Source organism: Moraxella sp. K127, from assembly GCF_015223095.1.
In the GTDB taxonomy this organism is placed as follows: Bacteria; Pseudomonadota; Gammaproteobacteria; order Pseudomonadales; family Moraxellaceae; genus Moraxella.
This window is the reverse complement of record NZ_JADFBZ010000013.1, coordinates 37,634-54,665: the sequence shown is the minus strand read 5'-3', so window position 1 is coordinate 54,665 and position 17,032 is coordinate 37,634. Positions and strand designations below refer to the sequence as shown.

At 44.1% G+C, this 17,032-nt stretch carries 11 protein-coding genes; 4 read left to right on the top strand and 7 right to left on the bottom strand.

All coding sequences use genetic code 11. The features are described 5' to 3' along the window. Nucleotides 1-95: 95 nt before the first annotated feature. Nucleotides 96-4,910, bottom strand: a complete 4,815-nt coding sequence (locus IM753_RS04425; RefSeq protein ID WP_194108762.1) for an Ig-like domain-containing protein — start codon at nt 4,908-4,910, stop codon at nt 96-98. A gap of 568 nt (nt 4,911-5,478) precedes the next feature. Between IM753_RS04425 and IM753_RS04420 the strand changes: the two genes are divergently transcribed. The 3 genes from IM753_RS04420 (at nt 5,479) to dusA (ending at nt 8,532) form a co-directional block, all read left to right on the top strand. Then, nucleotides 5,479-6,873 carry a DUF3482 domain-containing protein gene (locus IM753_RS04420; protein ID WP_065256295.1) on the top strand — a complete coding sequence of 465 codons (1,395 nt, stop codon included), beginning with the start codon at nt 5,479-5,481 and terminating at the stop codon, nt 6,871-6,873. Nucleotides 6,874-6,922: 49 nt separating this feature from the next. Further along, nucleotides 6,923-7,498 (top strand): GNAT family N-acetyltransferase, encoded by a 576-nt coding sequence (locus IM753_RS04415; protein ID WP_065256296.1) that lies wholly within the window; start codon nt 6,923-6,925, stop codon nt 7,496-7,498. Nucleotides 7,499-7,560: 62 nt separating this feature from the next. After that, nucleotides 7,561-8,532, top strand: coding sequence for a tRNA dihydrouridine(20/20a) synthase DusA (gene dusA / locus IM753_RS04410; protein WP_194108761.1), 972 nt, complete (start codon nt 7,561-7,563; stop codon nt 8,530-8,532). A 50-nt stretch (nt 8,533-8,582) separates the two neighbouring features. On the opposite strand, the gene IM753_RS04405 is transcribed toward dusA, so the two are convergent. Together IM753_RS04405 and IM753_RS04400 are read right to left on the bottom strand one after the other, a co-directional pair. After that, nucleotides 8,583-10,439 (bottom strand): WG repeat-containing protein, encoded by a 1,857-nt coding sequence (locus IM753_RS04405; RefSeq protein WP_065256298.1) that lies wholly within the window; start codon nt 10,437-10,439, stop codon nt 8,583-8,585. 359 nt (nt 10,440-10,798) lie between these two features. Continuing rightward, entirely contained in the window at nt 10,799-11,593 is a 795-nt protein-coding gene (locus IM753_RS04400) for an inner membrane protein YpjD (RefSeq protein WP_194092707.1), read from the bottom strand. Between the two features lie 111 nt (nt 11,594-11,704). Between IM753_RS04400 and ffh the strand changes: the two genes are divergently transcribed. Next, the gene (gene ffh, locus IM753_RS04395; protein WP_065256300.1) at nt 11,705-13,258 is read left to right on the top strand and encodes a signal recognition particle protein; all 1,554 of its coding nucleotides are present in this window, start codon (nt 11,705-11,707) and stop codon (nt 13,256-13,258) included. 297 nt (nt 13,259-13,555) lie between these two features. Here the strand turns inward: ffh and pyrF are convergent, their stop codons facing one another. The 4 genes from pyrF to rpsA all read right to left on the bottom strand — a co-directional run bounded on the left by pyrF (nt 13,556) and on the right by rpsA (nt 16,893). Continuing rightward, nucleotides 13,556-14,266 (bottom strand): orotidine-5'-phosphate decarboxylase, encoded by a 711-nt coding sequence (gene pyrF / locus IM753_RS04390; RefSeq protein ID WP_065256301.1) that lies wholly within the window; start codon nt 14,264-14,266, stop codon nt 13,556-13,558. Nucleotides 14,267-14,290: 24 nt separating this feature from the next. Next, the gene (locus IM753_RS04385; protein ID WP_065256302.1) at nt 14,291-14,689 is read right to left on the bottom strand and encodes a LapA family protein; all 399 of its coding nucleotides are present in this window, start codon (nt 14,687-14,689) and stop codon (nt 14,291-14,293) included. Between the two features lie 8 nt (nt 14,690-14,697). After that, nucleotides 14,698-15,036 carry an integration host factor subunit beta gene (locus IM753_RS04380; protein ID WP_167346510.1) on the bottom strand — a complete coding sequence of 113 codons (339 nt, stop codon included), beginning with the start codon at nt 15,034-15,036 and terminating at the stop codon, nt 14,698-14,700. A 183-nt stretch (nt 15,037-15,219) separates the two neighbouring features. Beyond that, the gene (rpsA, locus tag IM753_RS04375; RefSeq protein WP_156065151.1) at nt 15,220-16,893 is read right to left on the bottom strand and encodes a 30S ribosomal protein S1; all 1,674 of its coding nucleotides are present in this window, start codon (nt 16,891-16,893) and stop codon (nt 15,220-15,222) included. Between the last annotated feature and the right edge of the window lie 139 nt (nt 16,894-17,032).

The window sequence follows — 17,032 nt, the reverse complement described above, 5'->3', positions numbered from 1 at the left end:
TATTTTGCCATAAAAAGCACCCCAAAGGTTAGTGTGTCTAACTTCTGGGGTGCGGTTCACTTTCTTTGCCCTTATAAAAAACCGCCCATCAAACCTTATAAAATAAAGTTATCAAGCTTAACTTCAAACACCCCTTCCACCTTGGCAAAATCAATGGCATCTGCACCACCTTCGCCATCGGCGTCATAGGATAGGACTTTGGTGTCTTTGTTGTAAGTGATACGCTCGGTTAGGGTGCTTGCGTCCACATCAAAGACCGCTTTGTCAAGTTTGATTTTGTCGCCCGTCTCAAAGTCGGTAATGGTATCCATCGTGCCATTTAGCAGGGTACTAAACACAAAAATATCATCGCCATCGCCCCCTGTCAAAATGTCCGCCCCCAAACCGCCAATTAAGGTATCGTTCCCTGCCTTGCCAATTAGGGTATTGCCCATGTTGTTGGCGGTCAGTACGTTGTCAAGCTCGTTGCCTGTGGCGGTTTTGGCGGTAATACCAATCAAAGTCAGGTTTTCAAGCTCCTGCCCATTTAGGTCAAAATCAACATGACTAAACACGCTGTCCACCCCTTCGCCTGCAAGCTCGGTAATGCTATCGCCTGTGCTGTCGATGATGTAAGTGTCGTCCCCGACCCCGCCGATGAGCGTATCATTGCCAAGCCCGCCATCTAGCACATCATTGCCAAGCCCGCCACGAATGGTATCGCCCCCTGCTCCGCCAAAGATGTGATTGTCCGCATCGTTGCCTGTCAATGTGTCGGCATATTCCGAGCCAATCAAGTTCTCAATCTGTGTGCCATAGCCAATAAAAGCCTGACCTTGGGTGTAGTTGTTAAATTCTTTGGTCTTGTCGGTCTTTTTGAGGCCATAGACAATCGTATCGTTTGCCCCAAGCCCAAAATAATCTGCTATGGTAAAGCTTTTTTTGCCAGCAATGGCAAAATTGCGATGCAATTTATCGCCCACATAAATCCACGAACCAGGAGTAAGATTAACATTCACGCCTTGGGTTTCTTTGGATGCATCAAAGGTGTCCACACCATCACCATCCCAAATATAACGGTCACCATCACTTAGTACGGTGTTATAATTTTTAAAGGTATAGACATCATCACCTGAGCGTGCATTTCTATTAACCCCAAATTGGCGGTGAATGTGTGCCAAATCATACATTCTAAGACCACCCAAATTTATGTGCATATTATGGTTCATAGAGACATTATAAGACATCACCGAAAATTCCAAACCATCCTCTGGCAGATAGTCGCCCTTAAAGTTATCATGAGTGTGTCTCATATTAAGCGTATGTCCAATCTCATGCAAGGCAATATAATAATTAAAGGGGTTGTGTTCACTTTGGACATCAGTATAACGATTTGACCACCAAATATTGCCACTGTGATAGGCAAATGCTGAACTGTTGGCATAATTGCCTGCTAAATCAGCCGAAAACAGATTGGTATTGGCTTCAAAAGCATCATCCACTTCCATAAATTCAACATTGGCGTATTTGGCATACTCACCATACGCCTTACGGACAATGGCTTTCATGTGCTCATTGTATGCTTTTAGTGTATTTACTTTGGCGAAGTTTTCGCCCTGCACTCCGCCATTTTTGCTTTTTAATTTTTCAAAATCCTCTGGTGTGGCAAAATGGTATTTAATTACAGGTTTTTCGCTATTATCATAACCACCCACATCAATACCAAATGCCTTTGAATTCATGCCATTAGTGCTTAGATAACGAACAAAATAAGGCATCTCAAAATTTGGGTCGGTGTGGTCAGTACTGGCAGGTTCTGTGATTGGTGGTTTTTTTATGGTAAAATTTTTTAGGGCACGCTTGGTATTAATAAAGCGTTCGGTATCTTGCACCGTAATGGCATTACCTGCTAGGTCTTGTGTGGTCAAACTTGCAACGACAAGATTATCATCATCTTTGTCCAAATCTGAGGTTTTTACCATCGTCTTAAAGCCTTTGTCCATTCCTACAACGGCTGTATACTTAACTCCTGCCACATCAATACTTACCACATCATTGGGCTTAATATTGCCTGACACCACGCCACTAATCATAGACATCGGCTCGCCAGATATCGCTACACGATAATCACCATCTGCATTTTTGCTCAAATAAGGACTATCAATATTCACGCTTTTGACAACATCAGATGGTTTGGTAAATTGTTTGGTAATTGTCGTGGTGATTTGTTCACCCACCATAAACCGCCCCATGTCAAAATCAGTTAATTGATAGAATCTGGGGTCATAGACAAATTCATAATCCAACACCTGTCCATTTAGATGTTGCAATTCATCAAAAGGCACATCAAAGTAAAACCTACCTTCTTTTAGTCCAGAATAATAAGTTTTATCACCAATTTTGACGCTCACATGACGTACCGCCAAGTGATTCATGCCCATGCCAAAGTGTCCTGTAAATTCAAATTGTCCGCCAATTCTAACAATTGACTCTTCTTGGGCAACATTTAGCCCAAAATCGTCATCAATATTGGTAATGTCAATTTTGGCAGCGACATTGGCACTTACCTTGTATGTCAAATCAGCTCTTGCTTTGGCGTTGTTTTGTCCTGTGGTAGTGGCCCAAATAGTGTAAGTTGGCACATCTTTTAGCACACTTGCCAGTATGGGCAATTTAAATACACCATCGGCATTGGTGGTTGTCTCAAATTTTTGCCCACCAATGCTTAGAGTAACAGGCTGACCAGGCAGTCTATCCACCCCTGTAACTTTACCTGTAATAACAACCTCACCTGCAACTTCGCTTTCATTGATGAGGTTGTCGGTGGTGATGGGATCAAGGGTAATTGCTAGCTCCTTGGATTGTACCGTATAGCTAACGGTATCGCTTACGGTGGCGGTATTACCCACACGATTTTTAATATTAAGGGTAGCGGTCAAAGACTTGGTGCTGTCTTTGGCTAAAATGTCAGCAGGTACGGCAACCAAAAATATGCCTTGGGCATTTAGTTTGGTAGGGTAGGTGCTATTACCAATACTTATCACCACATCATCTTGACCATTGTAGTCGCCCACTGCACGACCTGTAATGATGATATTACCATTACTGTCGCCTGTACGTTCTGTTTCGTCAATGATACCATCATTGGCAATCGGATCAAGTTTAATGGCAACCTGTGGAGTAGTTAGGTTGACATCATAACTCTTTTGATGGCTCACAGTTGCCACATTACCCGCCCTATCTTGGACAGTAACCTGAGCGATAACCTGTGTTTCCTTAACCAAATCTGCCATGGAGACATTGGCAGTATAGGTATTTAAATTGCCTGTCTTTATGGCGGTATAGGGTATACCATTCACCATCAAGACAACAGAGATAACCATCTCATCTGCCCCCAAATCATTCACTACAACCGACAACACGGCGCTATTTTGGGTAATATCGTTTTGATTGATAATATTATCATCGGTAATGTTATCAATCTGTATCGTAGGAGTGGGTGCATCCATATCCACACTGTATGTCTTTTCGGTACTGGCAGTGGCGGTATTTTTAGCATTATCCACAACAGTTACGGTAGTTTTGATGGTGTTATTGCCCGCTCTTACCAAATCGATGGTCGGAAAATTTACCGAGAACTCGCCATTTGCTTGAACTTTGGCATAAATCTCTTTCCAATCTGTACTAGCACAGGTACTACAAGAACACGCCACAAGCACATTTTGCCCTACAGGCACGTCCGTTACCTTCCCACTAATGGTGATGGTATCCTGCTTGCTTTCTGACTTATTTATAATATTATCCCCTGCAATATCGTCAAGGGCAATGGTTGGCGTGGCAATCTTAGTTTGCACGCTCACATTCTTAGAAAATGTGGCAGTGGCGGTATTATCATGCTCATCATGGGAGGTGATGGTTGCACGGATTGTTTTGTGATTAATAAGGGCAACAGTATCAACAAATGCACTAAATTTACCATCAACAATTTTAGTGGTTGCAACCGCTTTACCAATCGTCAATGTCAGAATCTCGCCATCGTTCACATTCTGAACTGACCCCATAATAAGCGTAGTTGGGTCTTGGCTTTCTGCTAAGTTGATGATATCATCTTGGGCAATTAGGTCAAAGCTAATGGCAGGTTTATCCACATGCGTATCTACAAGATAAGCTGTTTGGGCGGTAGCGGTAGTTGTTTGGTCTGTCGTGGTGGCAGTGATGGCAACGGTGATGGTGTGCGTGCCTTGGGCATATGCCAACGTTTGCCCATCCAATGCTAATGCCCAGGTCGTGCCTTGAATGCTTGCTTGGTGGGGCGTGTCGTTGATTGTCAAAGTGATTTGGGCGGTCGCTGTTGGGTCTGAGACTTCAAATGTGCCAGACAAGACAATGTCTTTATCCAAGCTTTTTTGGGTAACGGTGTCCACGTCATTGATGGCAACGGTTGCCGTCAAGGGGGCGGGCGAGATGGGCACAAGGGTTGATAGCAGGTCAGTATCTAATGGATGCTTATCATCCGACCCAGCAATGCCTGCCACCGTGACCACACCTCCGCCAATCATCGCAAGCTTCGCCCCTGCACTTGCATACCAAGGCGTACTTGCCACGCCAACTGCCTCGCCCACAACTGGCACACCCCCAAATTCGGCATTGGTGGTTGCAAAGGTATTGCCCATATCAGTCAAATACCCCAAATCCTCCACAGGATACTCATTATAATACCCTTCAAGCACAAGCTCGACTGTCTCGCCCGACTCATCAAGCACCCACAAATCATCTCCTACTCGCTTAGTCTTTGGTTTTTGGATGGGACGATTTTGTTTGTCTATCAGTTGATACTGTGCATCGGCATCGACCAACATTTTAACAGTCCGACTCTGAGATATGGCGATGGCTGATGTTTGGGTGGGGGTTTTGACAAGTAACGTTTTCATAAAAATACCTAAAACTAATGATGGATGAGTTGTATTATAGCAAGTTTTATGCCAATATTTTTTGATATTTTTAAAATTTCACTTTATTTTATTTAAATCAATGAATATCAAGCTACATTTCTATCAAAAATAAAATACAATTGTAGCATTAAACTTTCTGAAAAACCCTAATTTTATTAAATTCATATTTCTCACAAAAGCTTTCAATACGGATAATCGGATTGTTGCTCATCAGTTTTGTAGGAAGCCTATTAAAATCAACCATGCTTGCCCACCAAGTGCGATGATATGATGGTAGGCACGCTCATGGATATCTGTTATAAGATAACAAATACATGCACAAGCATACATCAAATCTCTTAAAATGATATTAGAAATGGTAAAAACAAAAGAAAAGTCACATTCCCCAAACTGATTTCAAATCAGCTTTTCATCATTTAAAAAGCCATTCTCACGTTTTTGATGATTTACCACAAGCTGACAACTAATTTTTATCAAAAACTCATCATCTCTATCATTCTTTTTCCATTTATTTTATAATAAAGCCAATTTATCACGACCGTTCATTATGTCACACCAACCTGCCACGCCCATCAAACTCATCGTCATCGGACACACCAATGTCGGCAAAACATCACTCATGCGAACCTTGCTCCGAGATGGCGAATTTGGCGAAGTCAAAAATGCGTCCGCCACCACCCGCCATGTCGAAGCCGTCACGCTCTACGCCAACGATGGCAAGCCTTTGATTGCCCTGCATGACACCCCCGGACTAGAAGACGGCTCGGGTGTGATGGATTTTTTGCATGAACACACCGATGGGCGAGCCGATGGTGTGGAACGTTTGCAAGCCTTTTTAAGGGCGGTCGCAAGCAGTGACCCCAAACTGGGCGATGATTATAGTCAAGAAGCCAAAGTCATCAACGCCCTACTCTCTGCCGATGTCGCCATTTATGTCGTGGACGTGCGTGAGCCTGTGCTGTCCAAATACAAGGACGAACTGGCGATTTTGGCAAGCTCGGGCGTGCCTGTACTGCCTGTGTTTAACTTCATCAAAGATGAGCGAGCGAACTTCGATGACTGGCGTGAGACTTTATCACGACGGGCGTTGCATGCTTATCAGCCTTTTGATACCATCGCTTTTGACTTTGCCAGCGAGATGGCGTTATGGGACAACCTAGGCACGCTCACCCATCATCCTGTCTTTGCTACCTTAAAGCACGAACGCACCGAGTTGTGGCAGGACATGGCGGAGACAGGCAGTTTGGTGATTGCTGATTTTCTGGTTAATGTGGCAAGTTTTCACAAAAAAATCGGGGAAGATGACGACCCCGCACCCACACTCACCACCATGCAACACGCCACCCGTCAAGCCTTTGATATCATGCAACAAAAGCTGTTGGATTTGTATAAATTTTATCATGTGCAGACCGAGCATGGCGAATTTGCCGTCACAGGTGCCGAGCAGGATATTTTCGACAGTGAACTGCTTGCCCGTTATGGCATTCGCACCGCCAGTGGTAGCATGGCAGGCATGATAGTCGGGGCAGGCATTGATGTGGCGACCCTTGGGGCAAGTCTGGGGCTAGGTACTGCCATTGGGGGCGTGCTTGGTGGACTGCTACCTAACAGCGGTACCATCAAGGATAAAGCCATGGGCGTTAAGACCCTGACCATCAACGATGAGACACTTGCCCTGCTCGCCATCCAAAGCCAAAACCTACACTACACCCTACGCCACTTAGGACATGCCAGCCTTGACATCATTAGCACTCATCATCATGACACGTTGGTGTGGCAAGCAGGCAAGCTCGCCGCACCACTTAAAAAAGCTCGTGCCTATCCGCATTATAGCAGTCTGGACGGGCGTTATGATGACAAAAAAGCCGTCCGCTCCGAGCTGTCGGACAAGCTAAGTGACACCCTACTAACCCATCTGGACAACATGGAAAAATCACGCTAACGCCACGCCTGCCCTATCGGCAACACCCACCACAAATCAAGGACACATCATGACCACATCCGCCCCAACCATCCGCCCCGATGACATCCGCCTACGCCAAGCTGACATTAGCGACGCTCAAGCTCTGGTCGCACTCCTAGACCGCTGTTACCGCAACGATGAAGGCTGGACAAACGAAAGTCAGCTCATCGGTGGTATTCGCACCACCTTAGCCGAGATAGAAAAGACCATCACTGCCGATGGGTCGTATGTCTTTGTGTTTGAGCCAGAGATTGATGGCAACAAGCAAATCTTAGCATGTATCGGAGTGCAGTTTACCACCATGCACGACAAAAATGTCGCCTACATCGGCACCTTTGCCGTCTCGCCCGAACTCCAAGGCAAAGGCGTGGGCAACACCCTACTGACAGCGGTCGAGACCTTCGCAGGGCGACATGCCACACGCCACGCCCTAGACGGCTGTGCCATGTCCATCCTATCGCACCGCCCCGAACTGCTCGCCTACTACGAACGGCGTGGTTATCAGCTCACGGGCGAGAGCATGCCTTTTCCTGATGACGGCAATAATGGCAAGCCCAAGCGAGATGATTTGGCGTTGCATTGGTTATTCAAACCCATGCCCTAAAATCATGAGCGAATAAAACAGCCGTGAACCATCTGCCTAATACAACCACAAGATTTTACCAAATGATTGATTTTAAAGAAAATAAACGTATCAGCCTTGCCCCTATGATTGGCTGGACGACAGCCGATTTTCGCTATTTTGCACGGCTCTTTAACCGTCATATACATCTGTACACCGAGATGATAAGCACGAGTGCCATTTTAAAGGGCGACACTGAGTATATTTTGCGATATGATGACAGCGAACACCCTGTGGTGTTACAGCTTGGTGGGTCAAATCCGACAGAGATGGCACACTGCGTACAGATTGCTGACAAGATGGGCTATGATGAATTTAATATCAATGTTGGTTGTCCGTCCGACCGTGTTCAGCATAACAAAATCGGGGCGTGCCTTATGGCAGAGCCAAACATCGTGGCGGGTATGGTGCGTGCGATGAAAGGCGAGACCGACAAGCCCGTTACCGTCAAGCACCGCATTGGTATTGACACGTTTGATAGCTATGAGTTTATGCGTGATTTTGTGGGGACTGTGGCGGATGCTGGGTGTACGCACTTTATTGCCCATGCTCGTATCGCATGGCTCAACGGCTTATCTCCCAAAGAAAACCGAGAAATCCCGCCCCTACGCTACGATGATATTTACCGCCTAAAAACAGAATTTCCCCATCTTTTTATAGAAATCAATGGCGGTGTGGACAATCTTGATGGCATCAAAACCCACCTAACCCATGTGGACGGCGTGATGATAGGACGAGCGTTTTATCATAATCCCATGCTGATGGGGGCGTGCAATGAGTTTTGGGGCGAGCCTATCCCAACGCACCGTGAAATCCTAGAAAATCTCTACCCTTATCTTGAAAAACGAGCCGAGCAAGGGGCGAATTTGGCAACCTTGACACGGCATTATCTAGGGCTATTTCAAGGCTTGACAGGGGCGAGAAAATGGCGACAAGATTTGAGCGGTAAGCGAAATCTCAGCGTGGACGACATCAGGCGAGCAGGCGAGAGCGTGCTTAGCCAAAATGGGATTTGATGAAGTCATTGCCCAGTCATTACCCAATAATTGCTTAGCCATTACCCGTCTTATCTATTTGCCAATATCTTGCCTGCCTTATTTATGGTAATGGTCTCATCACCAAGATACATCTCTTCGGTCGCCCCATATGACTGCGTGATGAAGTCATATTTGACAGGGAAAATCTCCTTACCCGTGATATCAAGCAGTCCATAGTACTGCTTATCACCGATTTGCTTTGCCACCCTTATTGTTGTCGCCCCAAAACTTGACAAGTCATCAAACTCCATCTGAGTCAATGCCACGCCTTTTTTATCCACCAAGCCATACTTATTATCACCATCGCTTGATTTGCTCACGCCAATCGCCCCATTATCCAAAATCCATAAACCTTCATGTACAGGAGCAATGATTTCTTGGTAATGCTCATCAAGCAAGCCCCATTTACCTTGTCTTAAAACAGGTATCATGCCATATTTTAACTCATCCATGTCATCATATATGAATTTGGTCAAAGGCTTATTTTGTTCATTGATTAACGCCCATTTATCATTTTTTTGAACTGCCCATAGGGTTGGCGTGATAAATTCAATCTTTTGATAATCAAATCCCGTCATGGCTTTGTCATATTGATACAATGCCACTTTATCATCTTTTTTGACAATAAAAAATGACATGTCAGGCGAATAAATATCATCAAAATCAAAAGGCAATAGCAAATTCATGTTTTTATCAACCACGCCTGCATGATGTTTATTTTTTAAAATATAATAATCCTCCGTCATAACCCCACCATGAAAAGTTTTATCAATTTGATAATCAAGCTCAAATATCAGCTTGCCTTGATTGTCAATAATACCATATCTATCATCATCTGCTGGCATGGTTTCATCTTGATTTAAACGCTTATTTTTTACTGTAAAATATTTATCGTTTAATACAAATATGTCATCAAAGCGATGAAAAGGGACGATTTCTTTTAATTCGTGATTAACCAATGCCGTTGGATAACCTTCTTCATTTAACAAAGTTGCGATGTATATAGGACGGTTGTTATTATCATAAAGGTTGCTTGGAAGGTGTAATCTCATGTCCTTTTTTAAAATATCGCCATTAAAATTTGCAATAAAAGAATCATCATCCAAGGTTAATATTAAATAATGCTCATCCACATATTCGATATTATCGTATTTTATGGGAATGACGACATTACCCATGCGGTCAATCGCACCTTCTTTATCATTTTTAGTGACAATATTTAGCCCATGTTCAAAACCCTCAACAAAATCATAATACTGATAATCAATGGCAAACTCTCCTTCTTTATTGATATAGCCAAACTTGCCATTCTTTTTAACCATAAAAAGCCCATCATTAAAACTCATCCCCATTGATGAGATGTCTTTTGGCACATCAAATACCTTATTGCCTTTTTCATCAATAAAATAATAATCACGACCTTTGCCATCCGCTCTTTTTTGTACAACCCAAGCCAAACCTTCTGAAAACCTCCAAGCATCATCATAGATAAAATCAATGACCGTTTCGCCTTGTCGATTGATATAGCCAAATTTACCATTTGATTTGGCTAAGATAAGATTGTCATCTTTTTCAAAGATACCGATATGTTCATACTTAAAAGGCAGTTTTATGCGACCGTCTTCATCAATTAATCCTGTTTTACCATTCACGACCATGTCAATCCCTCTGCCATATTCATATAATAAATCCACCTTGGCAAATAAAACATTACCCTGCTTATCTACGACGCTATAATATTCATAATCGTGATTGCGTTCTATCAGATTGCCAACACAGCGAAAATCGGTTATGGGTTCATCCAAGGGCTTTTCATAAATGCAGTGAGCATGGGCGAACATTGCCATACATAAGCCAATGATGATACAGAGTGATTTTTTTATCATGATTTGTCCTTTTTGGTATAATATTTATTTAAAAACAGGGGTATTGCACATTTTTCAAGGAAGAGATGAAGTTTGACAATCATTCTATCAAGCAAGTTTTTATTATGAAAAACAATCCGACCACTTAATCATATAAGTTTTAAGATTTGCATTTAGCTTTTTTAAGTTAAGTGGTTAGATAGCCATTTTTCATGCAAAAACGGTTGATTTGTTTACAAAGCCTTTTGAATTATAAATGGTGTTATTAAGGGCAGGTAAACCCTAGTTATATCTTTAAATAGGCTTGCAGGGACAAATTGTAATTTACTCTGTGATAAAAGATTGATTTTTGTGCAAATAATTACCCTATATAACCCAATTTATTTTAAAATCAGCTCCAACACCACCTTTGACCCCACAAACCCGATGGCAAGCAGGATAAAGCCATAAATGGCAAAATTGGACGCTTTTTTACCCCGCCAGCCAAAACGGTAATGCCCCGCAATAAACACCCCGAACACGAGCCACGACAGCACACTAAACACAAGCTTATGTGCCACATGCTGAGCCATGATGTCATAAGTGGTCGCCAGCCCAAGCCCAATGGCAACACTTAAAATCACAAAGCCCATGAGTATCATATCAAACAGCAGGCTCTCCATGCTCTGCAAAGACGGCAATTTGGCAACCCAAAAGCGGTGTATCGTCTGGTGCTTTAATTCACGGATTTGTAGTCGCAAAATCACCGCTTGCACGCACGCCATCAGTAGCACGCAGTACGCTCCAAACGACAGCAGGATGTGCGTTTGTAGTCCCATGTTCATGTCAGTAATCGGCTGATATGGGGCTTGCCCAAACTCACCAAAACTCATGCCAATAATGGCGGTCGGCACGGCAAGCACGCCTAGGCTCAGAATGGGGCGATACAGACTAAACAGCACAAAAAAGATAAGGCAAAACAGCCCTGTTAGACTAAGGACGTTAAAAATGTTAAAATTAAGCCCGTAGAGCGTGATGATTTGTGGGGCGAGTATCACGCCATGCAAGATGATGGCGATGGTTAGGGCGGATAACGTGGCGGTCTTAAAAATTGGCTTATTTTTAACCAAAGCGTGATACAGATGAAGCCCCACCCCTGCATAAATCATCACGCCAATCAGGTATAAAACGAACACAACCACCCCTTTATCATAAAAATTGGTATAAAATATGCAATAATAATAGCATAATTTTTAAATTTAGCATAAAATAACCCAAATTTTTCTATTAATTTTTTGGAACTCATCATGTTTGACACCTTAACCGAACGACTCTCTGGCACACTTCATAAACTGGCAGGTCAAAGCACCCTAACCGAAGACAACATCAAAGACACCTTGCGTGAAGTGCGTATGGCACTCCTAGAAGCGGACGTGGCACTGCCTGTGGCTCGTGATTTTGTCGCCAAAGTCAAAGAACAAGCCCTTGGGCAAGAAGTGCTAAAAGAACTCGCCCCTGGTCAAGCCTTTGTCAAAATCGTCTATGACGAGCTGACCGAGATGATGGGTTCGGCAAACCAAGGCTTAGAGATGACAGGCAAACCGCCTGTGGTCTATCTGTTGGCAGGCTTGCAAGGGGTAGGTAAGACCACCACCGCAGGTAAACTTGCCAAGTTCCTACAAGACAAACAAAAGAAAAAAGTCATGCTCGTGTCGGCAGACGTGTATCGCCCTGCCGCGATTAATCAGCTTGAATTTGTCGCAGGGCAAGTGGGGGCGATGTTCGTACCATCGAGCGTAAACGAGAATCCGATTGACATCGCTCATCGTGCCATCGAACAAGCCAAAATCCAGTTTGCTGACATTCTCATCATCGACACCGCAGGTCGCCTTGCCATCGATGAAGCGATGATGACCGAAATCAAAGAGTTGACCGCTGCTGTCAATCCTACCGAGACTTTGTTTGTCGTAGACTCAATGACTGGTCAAGACGCTGCCAATACCGCCAAAGCCTTTAATGACGCCCTGCCACTAACAGGCGTGATTTTGACCAAGACAGATGGTGACGCTCGTGGTGGTGCCGCTCTGTCCGTGCGTGTGATTACTGGCAAGCCCATTAAATTTTTGGGTCGTGGTGAAAAACTAGAAGCCTTGGAGCTGTTCCACCCCGAGCGTATCGCCCAGCGTATTCTTGGCATGGGGGACGTGTTGTCATTGGTCGAAGAAGTTGAAAACAAAATCGACCGTGACAAAGCCGAACGCATGGCGAAAAAAATCCAAAAAGGCGGTGAGTTTGACTTAGAAGACTTATTGACCCAGTTCCAACAGATGAAAAACATGGGGGGCATGGCAGGATTTTTGGACAAAATGCCGGGCATGAGCGGAGCAAACATCCAAGACGCACTCGCCCAAGCCAAACCCGAAGAGAAAGTCAAAGAAATGGAAGCACTCATTCATTCCATGACGCCCTTTGAACGCCAAAACCCCGACAAAATCACCCCAAGCCGTAAACGTCGTATCGCCGCAGGTTCGGGCAAACAAATCCAAGACGTCAATGCCCTGCTAAAACAGCACAAGCAGATGGCAAAAATGATGAAAATGATTAGTCGCCCCGATGGTATCGAGAAAATGATGAAAGCCGTGCAGGGGCTGACTCGTGGCATGTCTGGCAGTGGTGGCGGTCCTTTGTTTGGTGGCAACAAACAACAAGAGTTTGCCAAAATGACCAGTGACATTCATGACATGGGCGTAGACCCCAGCACCATCAATCTGGGCATGAGTGAAGAGCAAGTTCGCCAAAAAATGAACGAACTACAAAATGCCAGTAATGCAATGGGCGGTAAGTTTAAAAAGCGTTTTTAATCTTGCCTAGTACACACAAAAACACCGCCATGAGCGGTGTTTTTTATTGGCAAAGTTAAATTGATAAAGTTAAAATAAATAAGCTTAATCATCAAATACAAAATATTGAAATGATGTGTTTTACACCTAAAAACTTTAAAATTACCACAAACGCAATGATATGTGGATTGTAGGGGCGTGCTGTGCACGCCTTATAAAAACAACACCATCAAAGGGTTTGCTCAGCCCTAAAAAACCCGTGGCAAATATCAAGTTCATTAGATATAATTAACAACACCAAAGTATTGATAAACAGCCTTAAATCATCTGTAAAATCTTAGCCAATTTCTGTCTTGGCTCATCAGCTTGAGTAATGGAACGCCCAATCACCAAATAATCCGAACCATTGTCCAAGGCTTCTTTGGGCGCACAAATGCGTTTTTGGTCGTCCTTGCCATCGTCAGGCAGGCGAATACCAGGGGTAATGAGTTTAAACGCCTGCCCGAACGTAGATTTTAAAAGCGATGCTTCTTTGGCGGAGCAGACCACCCCATCAAGCCCTGCACGATGAGTCAGACCCGCCAGTCGCATGACATGCTCATCTAGCGTGCCTTGCACCCCAAGCTCACCGAGTACGTCTTGCGTCATGGATGTTAGCACCGTCACTGTGATGAGCAGGGTATCATAACCACCGTCATTTAGGCGAGTCTTACACAGTGCCATCGCATCAGAGCCGATAGATGCATGCACATTCACCATCCACACACCCATGTCGGCAGCCGCCAAGACCGCCTGAGCTGTGGTGTTAGGAATATCATGGAACTTTAAATCCAAAAAAACTTGAAATCCACGCTCATGAAACGCATCCACCACATCTCTGCCACAGGCAGTAAACAGCTCTTTGCCCACCTTTAAACGACATAAACTCGGGTCTAAGCTGTCCGCAAGTGCCAAAGCCGATGGTAAATCATGCTTGTCCACCGCAACGATGATGGGGGATGTAATTGGGGGGCGTGTATTTATTTGCATGGTTATTCGTCTTAAAAGTAATGATTATAAAGAACGAGTATCAGACAGGGGGCGAGTGTCGGATTCTATGGTTGTGACGGTCTGCTCAGGGACGGTAACTTTAGTTTCGTCTGCTAAGATATGCGACTGGCGAGAATGCTCAATCACGACATTGGCTTCGTTCAGTTTAGCTTGTAGCTCTGCTTTTTCTTTGTACAAACGGCGGATTTCTAATTTGTTTTGTAGCACCCTAAATAACAGCACCGACAACAAGATACCGATGAACACCCCCAAAGCAATGGTTAGGACAAGCAATAACCCTAAATTGGTGGTTGGCACCTGCGAGAACAGCAGATTGACCGCAATTTCGCTGTTATTGGCAAGCACCAAGGCGATGGCATACCCAAAAAACAGCACCAACAAAACAATGATAAATAAAGACATAAGCCACCTTATCTGTTATGGATATCTACGAGCTCACGCAGTGCTTTACCGGGTTTAAAGTGTGGCACGGCTTTGGCTTCTACATCCACATATTCGCCCGTTCTGGGGTTGCGAGCTCTGCGGGCATCACGATGATGCAAACAAAAACTACCAAAACCACGAACTTCTACTCGCTCGTCTTTGGCTATGCTATACGTCATCATGTCCAAAATCTCACGCACCGCTTCATCAACTGCCATCTCTTCTAAATTATCACATTTAGATGCCACATTTGCAATCAAATCTGACTTTTTCATCACATCTTCGCTGTTATGGCTAGACTTGTTCTCTTGCTTGATTTCTTGCATTTTTTCACCTTTTGAACCACACCTTACTCAAATTCACAACAAAATTACCAATGAGCAAGGTTCAAGTTAAAGTGTAATCATACCGCAATTTTACCAAAAATAAAATCAATTTTTTGTTAATTTTCAAATATTTAATCCAAAAAAAGACCTTGAATTACTTCAAGGTCTTTGATAAATCAGCGATTAGCCTTTTAGTTGGTCGGCAAAGATGTCGCCCAAAGTTTTTGGCTGATTTTCAGTGGCTGCATTTGACAGCTCTTTTAGTGCTTGACGCTCATCGGCTTCGTCTTTGGCTTTGATGGACAAAGTGATGTTGCGAGCTTTACGGTCAGCACGAACGATTTTGGCTTCTACTTCGTCGCCCACGTTTAGTACTTTTGATGCGTCTTCGGTACGCTCACGAGCGATGTCGGCAGCGGCTAGGTAGCCTTCTACGTCATCCGCTAGGGCGATAACTGCACCTTTGGCATCTACTTCTTTAACTGTACCTTTAACGATGGCACCACGCTCATTGGCAGATAGGTATTCGTTAAATGTGTCAGAGTTAAGTTGTTTAATGCCTAGGCTGATACGGTTACCTTCGGCATCCACTTGTAGCACTTGGGCTTCTACGGTGTCGCCTTTGGTGTAGCTACGGATGGCTTCTTCGCCAGACTCATTCCAAGAGATGTCAGACAAGTGAACCAAACCATCAATACCACCTTCTAGACCAATGAACAGACCGAAGTCAGTGATTGATTTGATGGTGCCAGTGATTTTATCGCCTTTTGAGTATTTCTTATCAAACTCTTCCCATGGGTTTGGCATGGTTTGCTTGATACCTAGGCTGATACGACGACGCTCGCCATCGATTTCAAGAACCATCACATTCACTTCATCGCCCACTTGGACAACTTTTGATGGGTGAATGTTTTTGTTGGTGTGATCCATTTCAGAAACGTGTACCAAACCTTCAATACCTTCGGCAATCTCAGCAAAACAGCCATAATCAGTTAGGTTAGTTACGCGAGCTTTGGTGATGGTGCCAACTGGGTAAGTTTGCTCAACTTCGCCCCATGGGTCAGAACCAAGCTGTTTTAGACCTAGGCTAACGCGGTTACGCTCACGGTCGAACTTCAATACTTTAACTTTAAGCTCTTGACCCACTTCTACCGCTTCTGATGGGTGCTTGATACGCTTCCACGCCATGTCAGTGATGTGTAGTAGACCGTCGATACCGCCCAAATCAACAAACGCACCATAATCAGTTAGGTTCTTAACGATACCTTGAACTTCCATGCCTTCTTCTAGTTTGGCAAGCAGTTCATCACGCTCAGCACTATTTTCAGCTTCCATAACGGCACGGCGAGATACCACGATGTTGTTACGAACTTTGTCAATCTTGATGACTTTAAATTCTAGCTCTTTGCCTTCTAGGTGAGTGGTCTCACGGATAGGACGTACATCAACCAAAGAACCTGGTAGGAACGCACGCACAGAACCAATCTCAACCGTAAAGCCACCTTTAACCTTAGATGAGATAAGACCAGTAACAATTTCGTCATTCTCATGAAGTTGTTCAAGTGCACGCCAGCTTTCTTCACGTTTTGCTTTTTCACGAGAAAGCACTGTTTGACCCATGCCGTTATCAACTTTTTCGATAACCACGTCCACAGTGTCGCCAACAGCAACTTCAAGCTCGCCTGCTTCGTTTAGAAACTCGCCACGCTCGATGATGCCTTCTGATTTCAGACCTGTGTCCACGGTAATCCAGTCGTTGTCAATTGCAACAACTTGACCTTGGATAACTGCACCAATTTCAACTTTTACTTCGTTTGCATTGCTTTGTTCAAACAGTTCAGCAAATGATACCATTATGTATACCTTAAAAATAGCCGTAGCCTGTCTAGCCAGTACGGTTCAAGTTAGGTGGGTTGTTAAGAGATGCTAGTTTTGGCTTAACAAGCCACAAAAAAATCTTTACGATTATAACACAAAATCAGAAAAATAAACAGAT

What these genes read in the sequence shown, in the direction of transcription:
- IM753_RS04425 (WP_194108762.1), bottom strand. Translation starts at nt 4,910, where the DNA reads ATGAAAACGTTACTTGTCAAAACCCCCACCCAAACATCAGCCATCGCC.
- IM753_RS04420 (WP_065256295.1), top strand. Translation starts at nt 5,479, where the DNA reads ATGTCACACCAACCTGCCACGCCCATCAAACTCATCGTCATCGGACAC.
- IM753_RS04415 (WP_065256296.1), top strand. Translation starts at nt 6,923, where the DNA reads ATGACCACATCCGCCCCAACCATCCGCCCCGATGACATCCGCCTACGC.
- dusA (WP_194108761.1), top strand. Translation starts at nt 7,561, where the DNA reads ATGATTGATTTTAAAGAAAATAAACGTATCAGCCTTGCCCCTATGATT.
- IM753_RS04405 (WP_065256298.1), bottom strand. Translation starts at nt 10,439, where the DNA reads ATGATAAAAAAATCACTCTGTATCATCATTGGCTTATGTATGGCAATG.
- ffh (WP_065256300.1), top strand. Translation starts at nt 11,705, where the DNA reads ATGTTTGACACCTTAACCGAACGACTCTCTGGCACACTTCATAAACTG.
- pyrF (WP_065256301.1), bottom strand. Translation starts at nt 14,266, where the DNA reads ATGCAAATAAATACACGCCCCCCAATTACATCCCCCATCATCGTTGCG.
- IM753_RS04385 (WP_065256302.1), bottom strand. Translation starts at nt 14,689, where the DNA reads ATGTCTTTATTTATCATTGTTTTGTTGGTGCTGTTTTTTGGGTATGCC.
- IM753_RS04380 (WP_167346510.1), bottom strand. Translation starts at nt 15,036, where the DNA reads ATGCAAGAAATCAAGCAAGAGAACAAGTCTAGCCATAACAGCGAAGAT.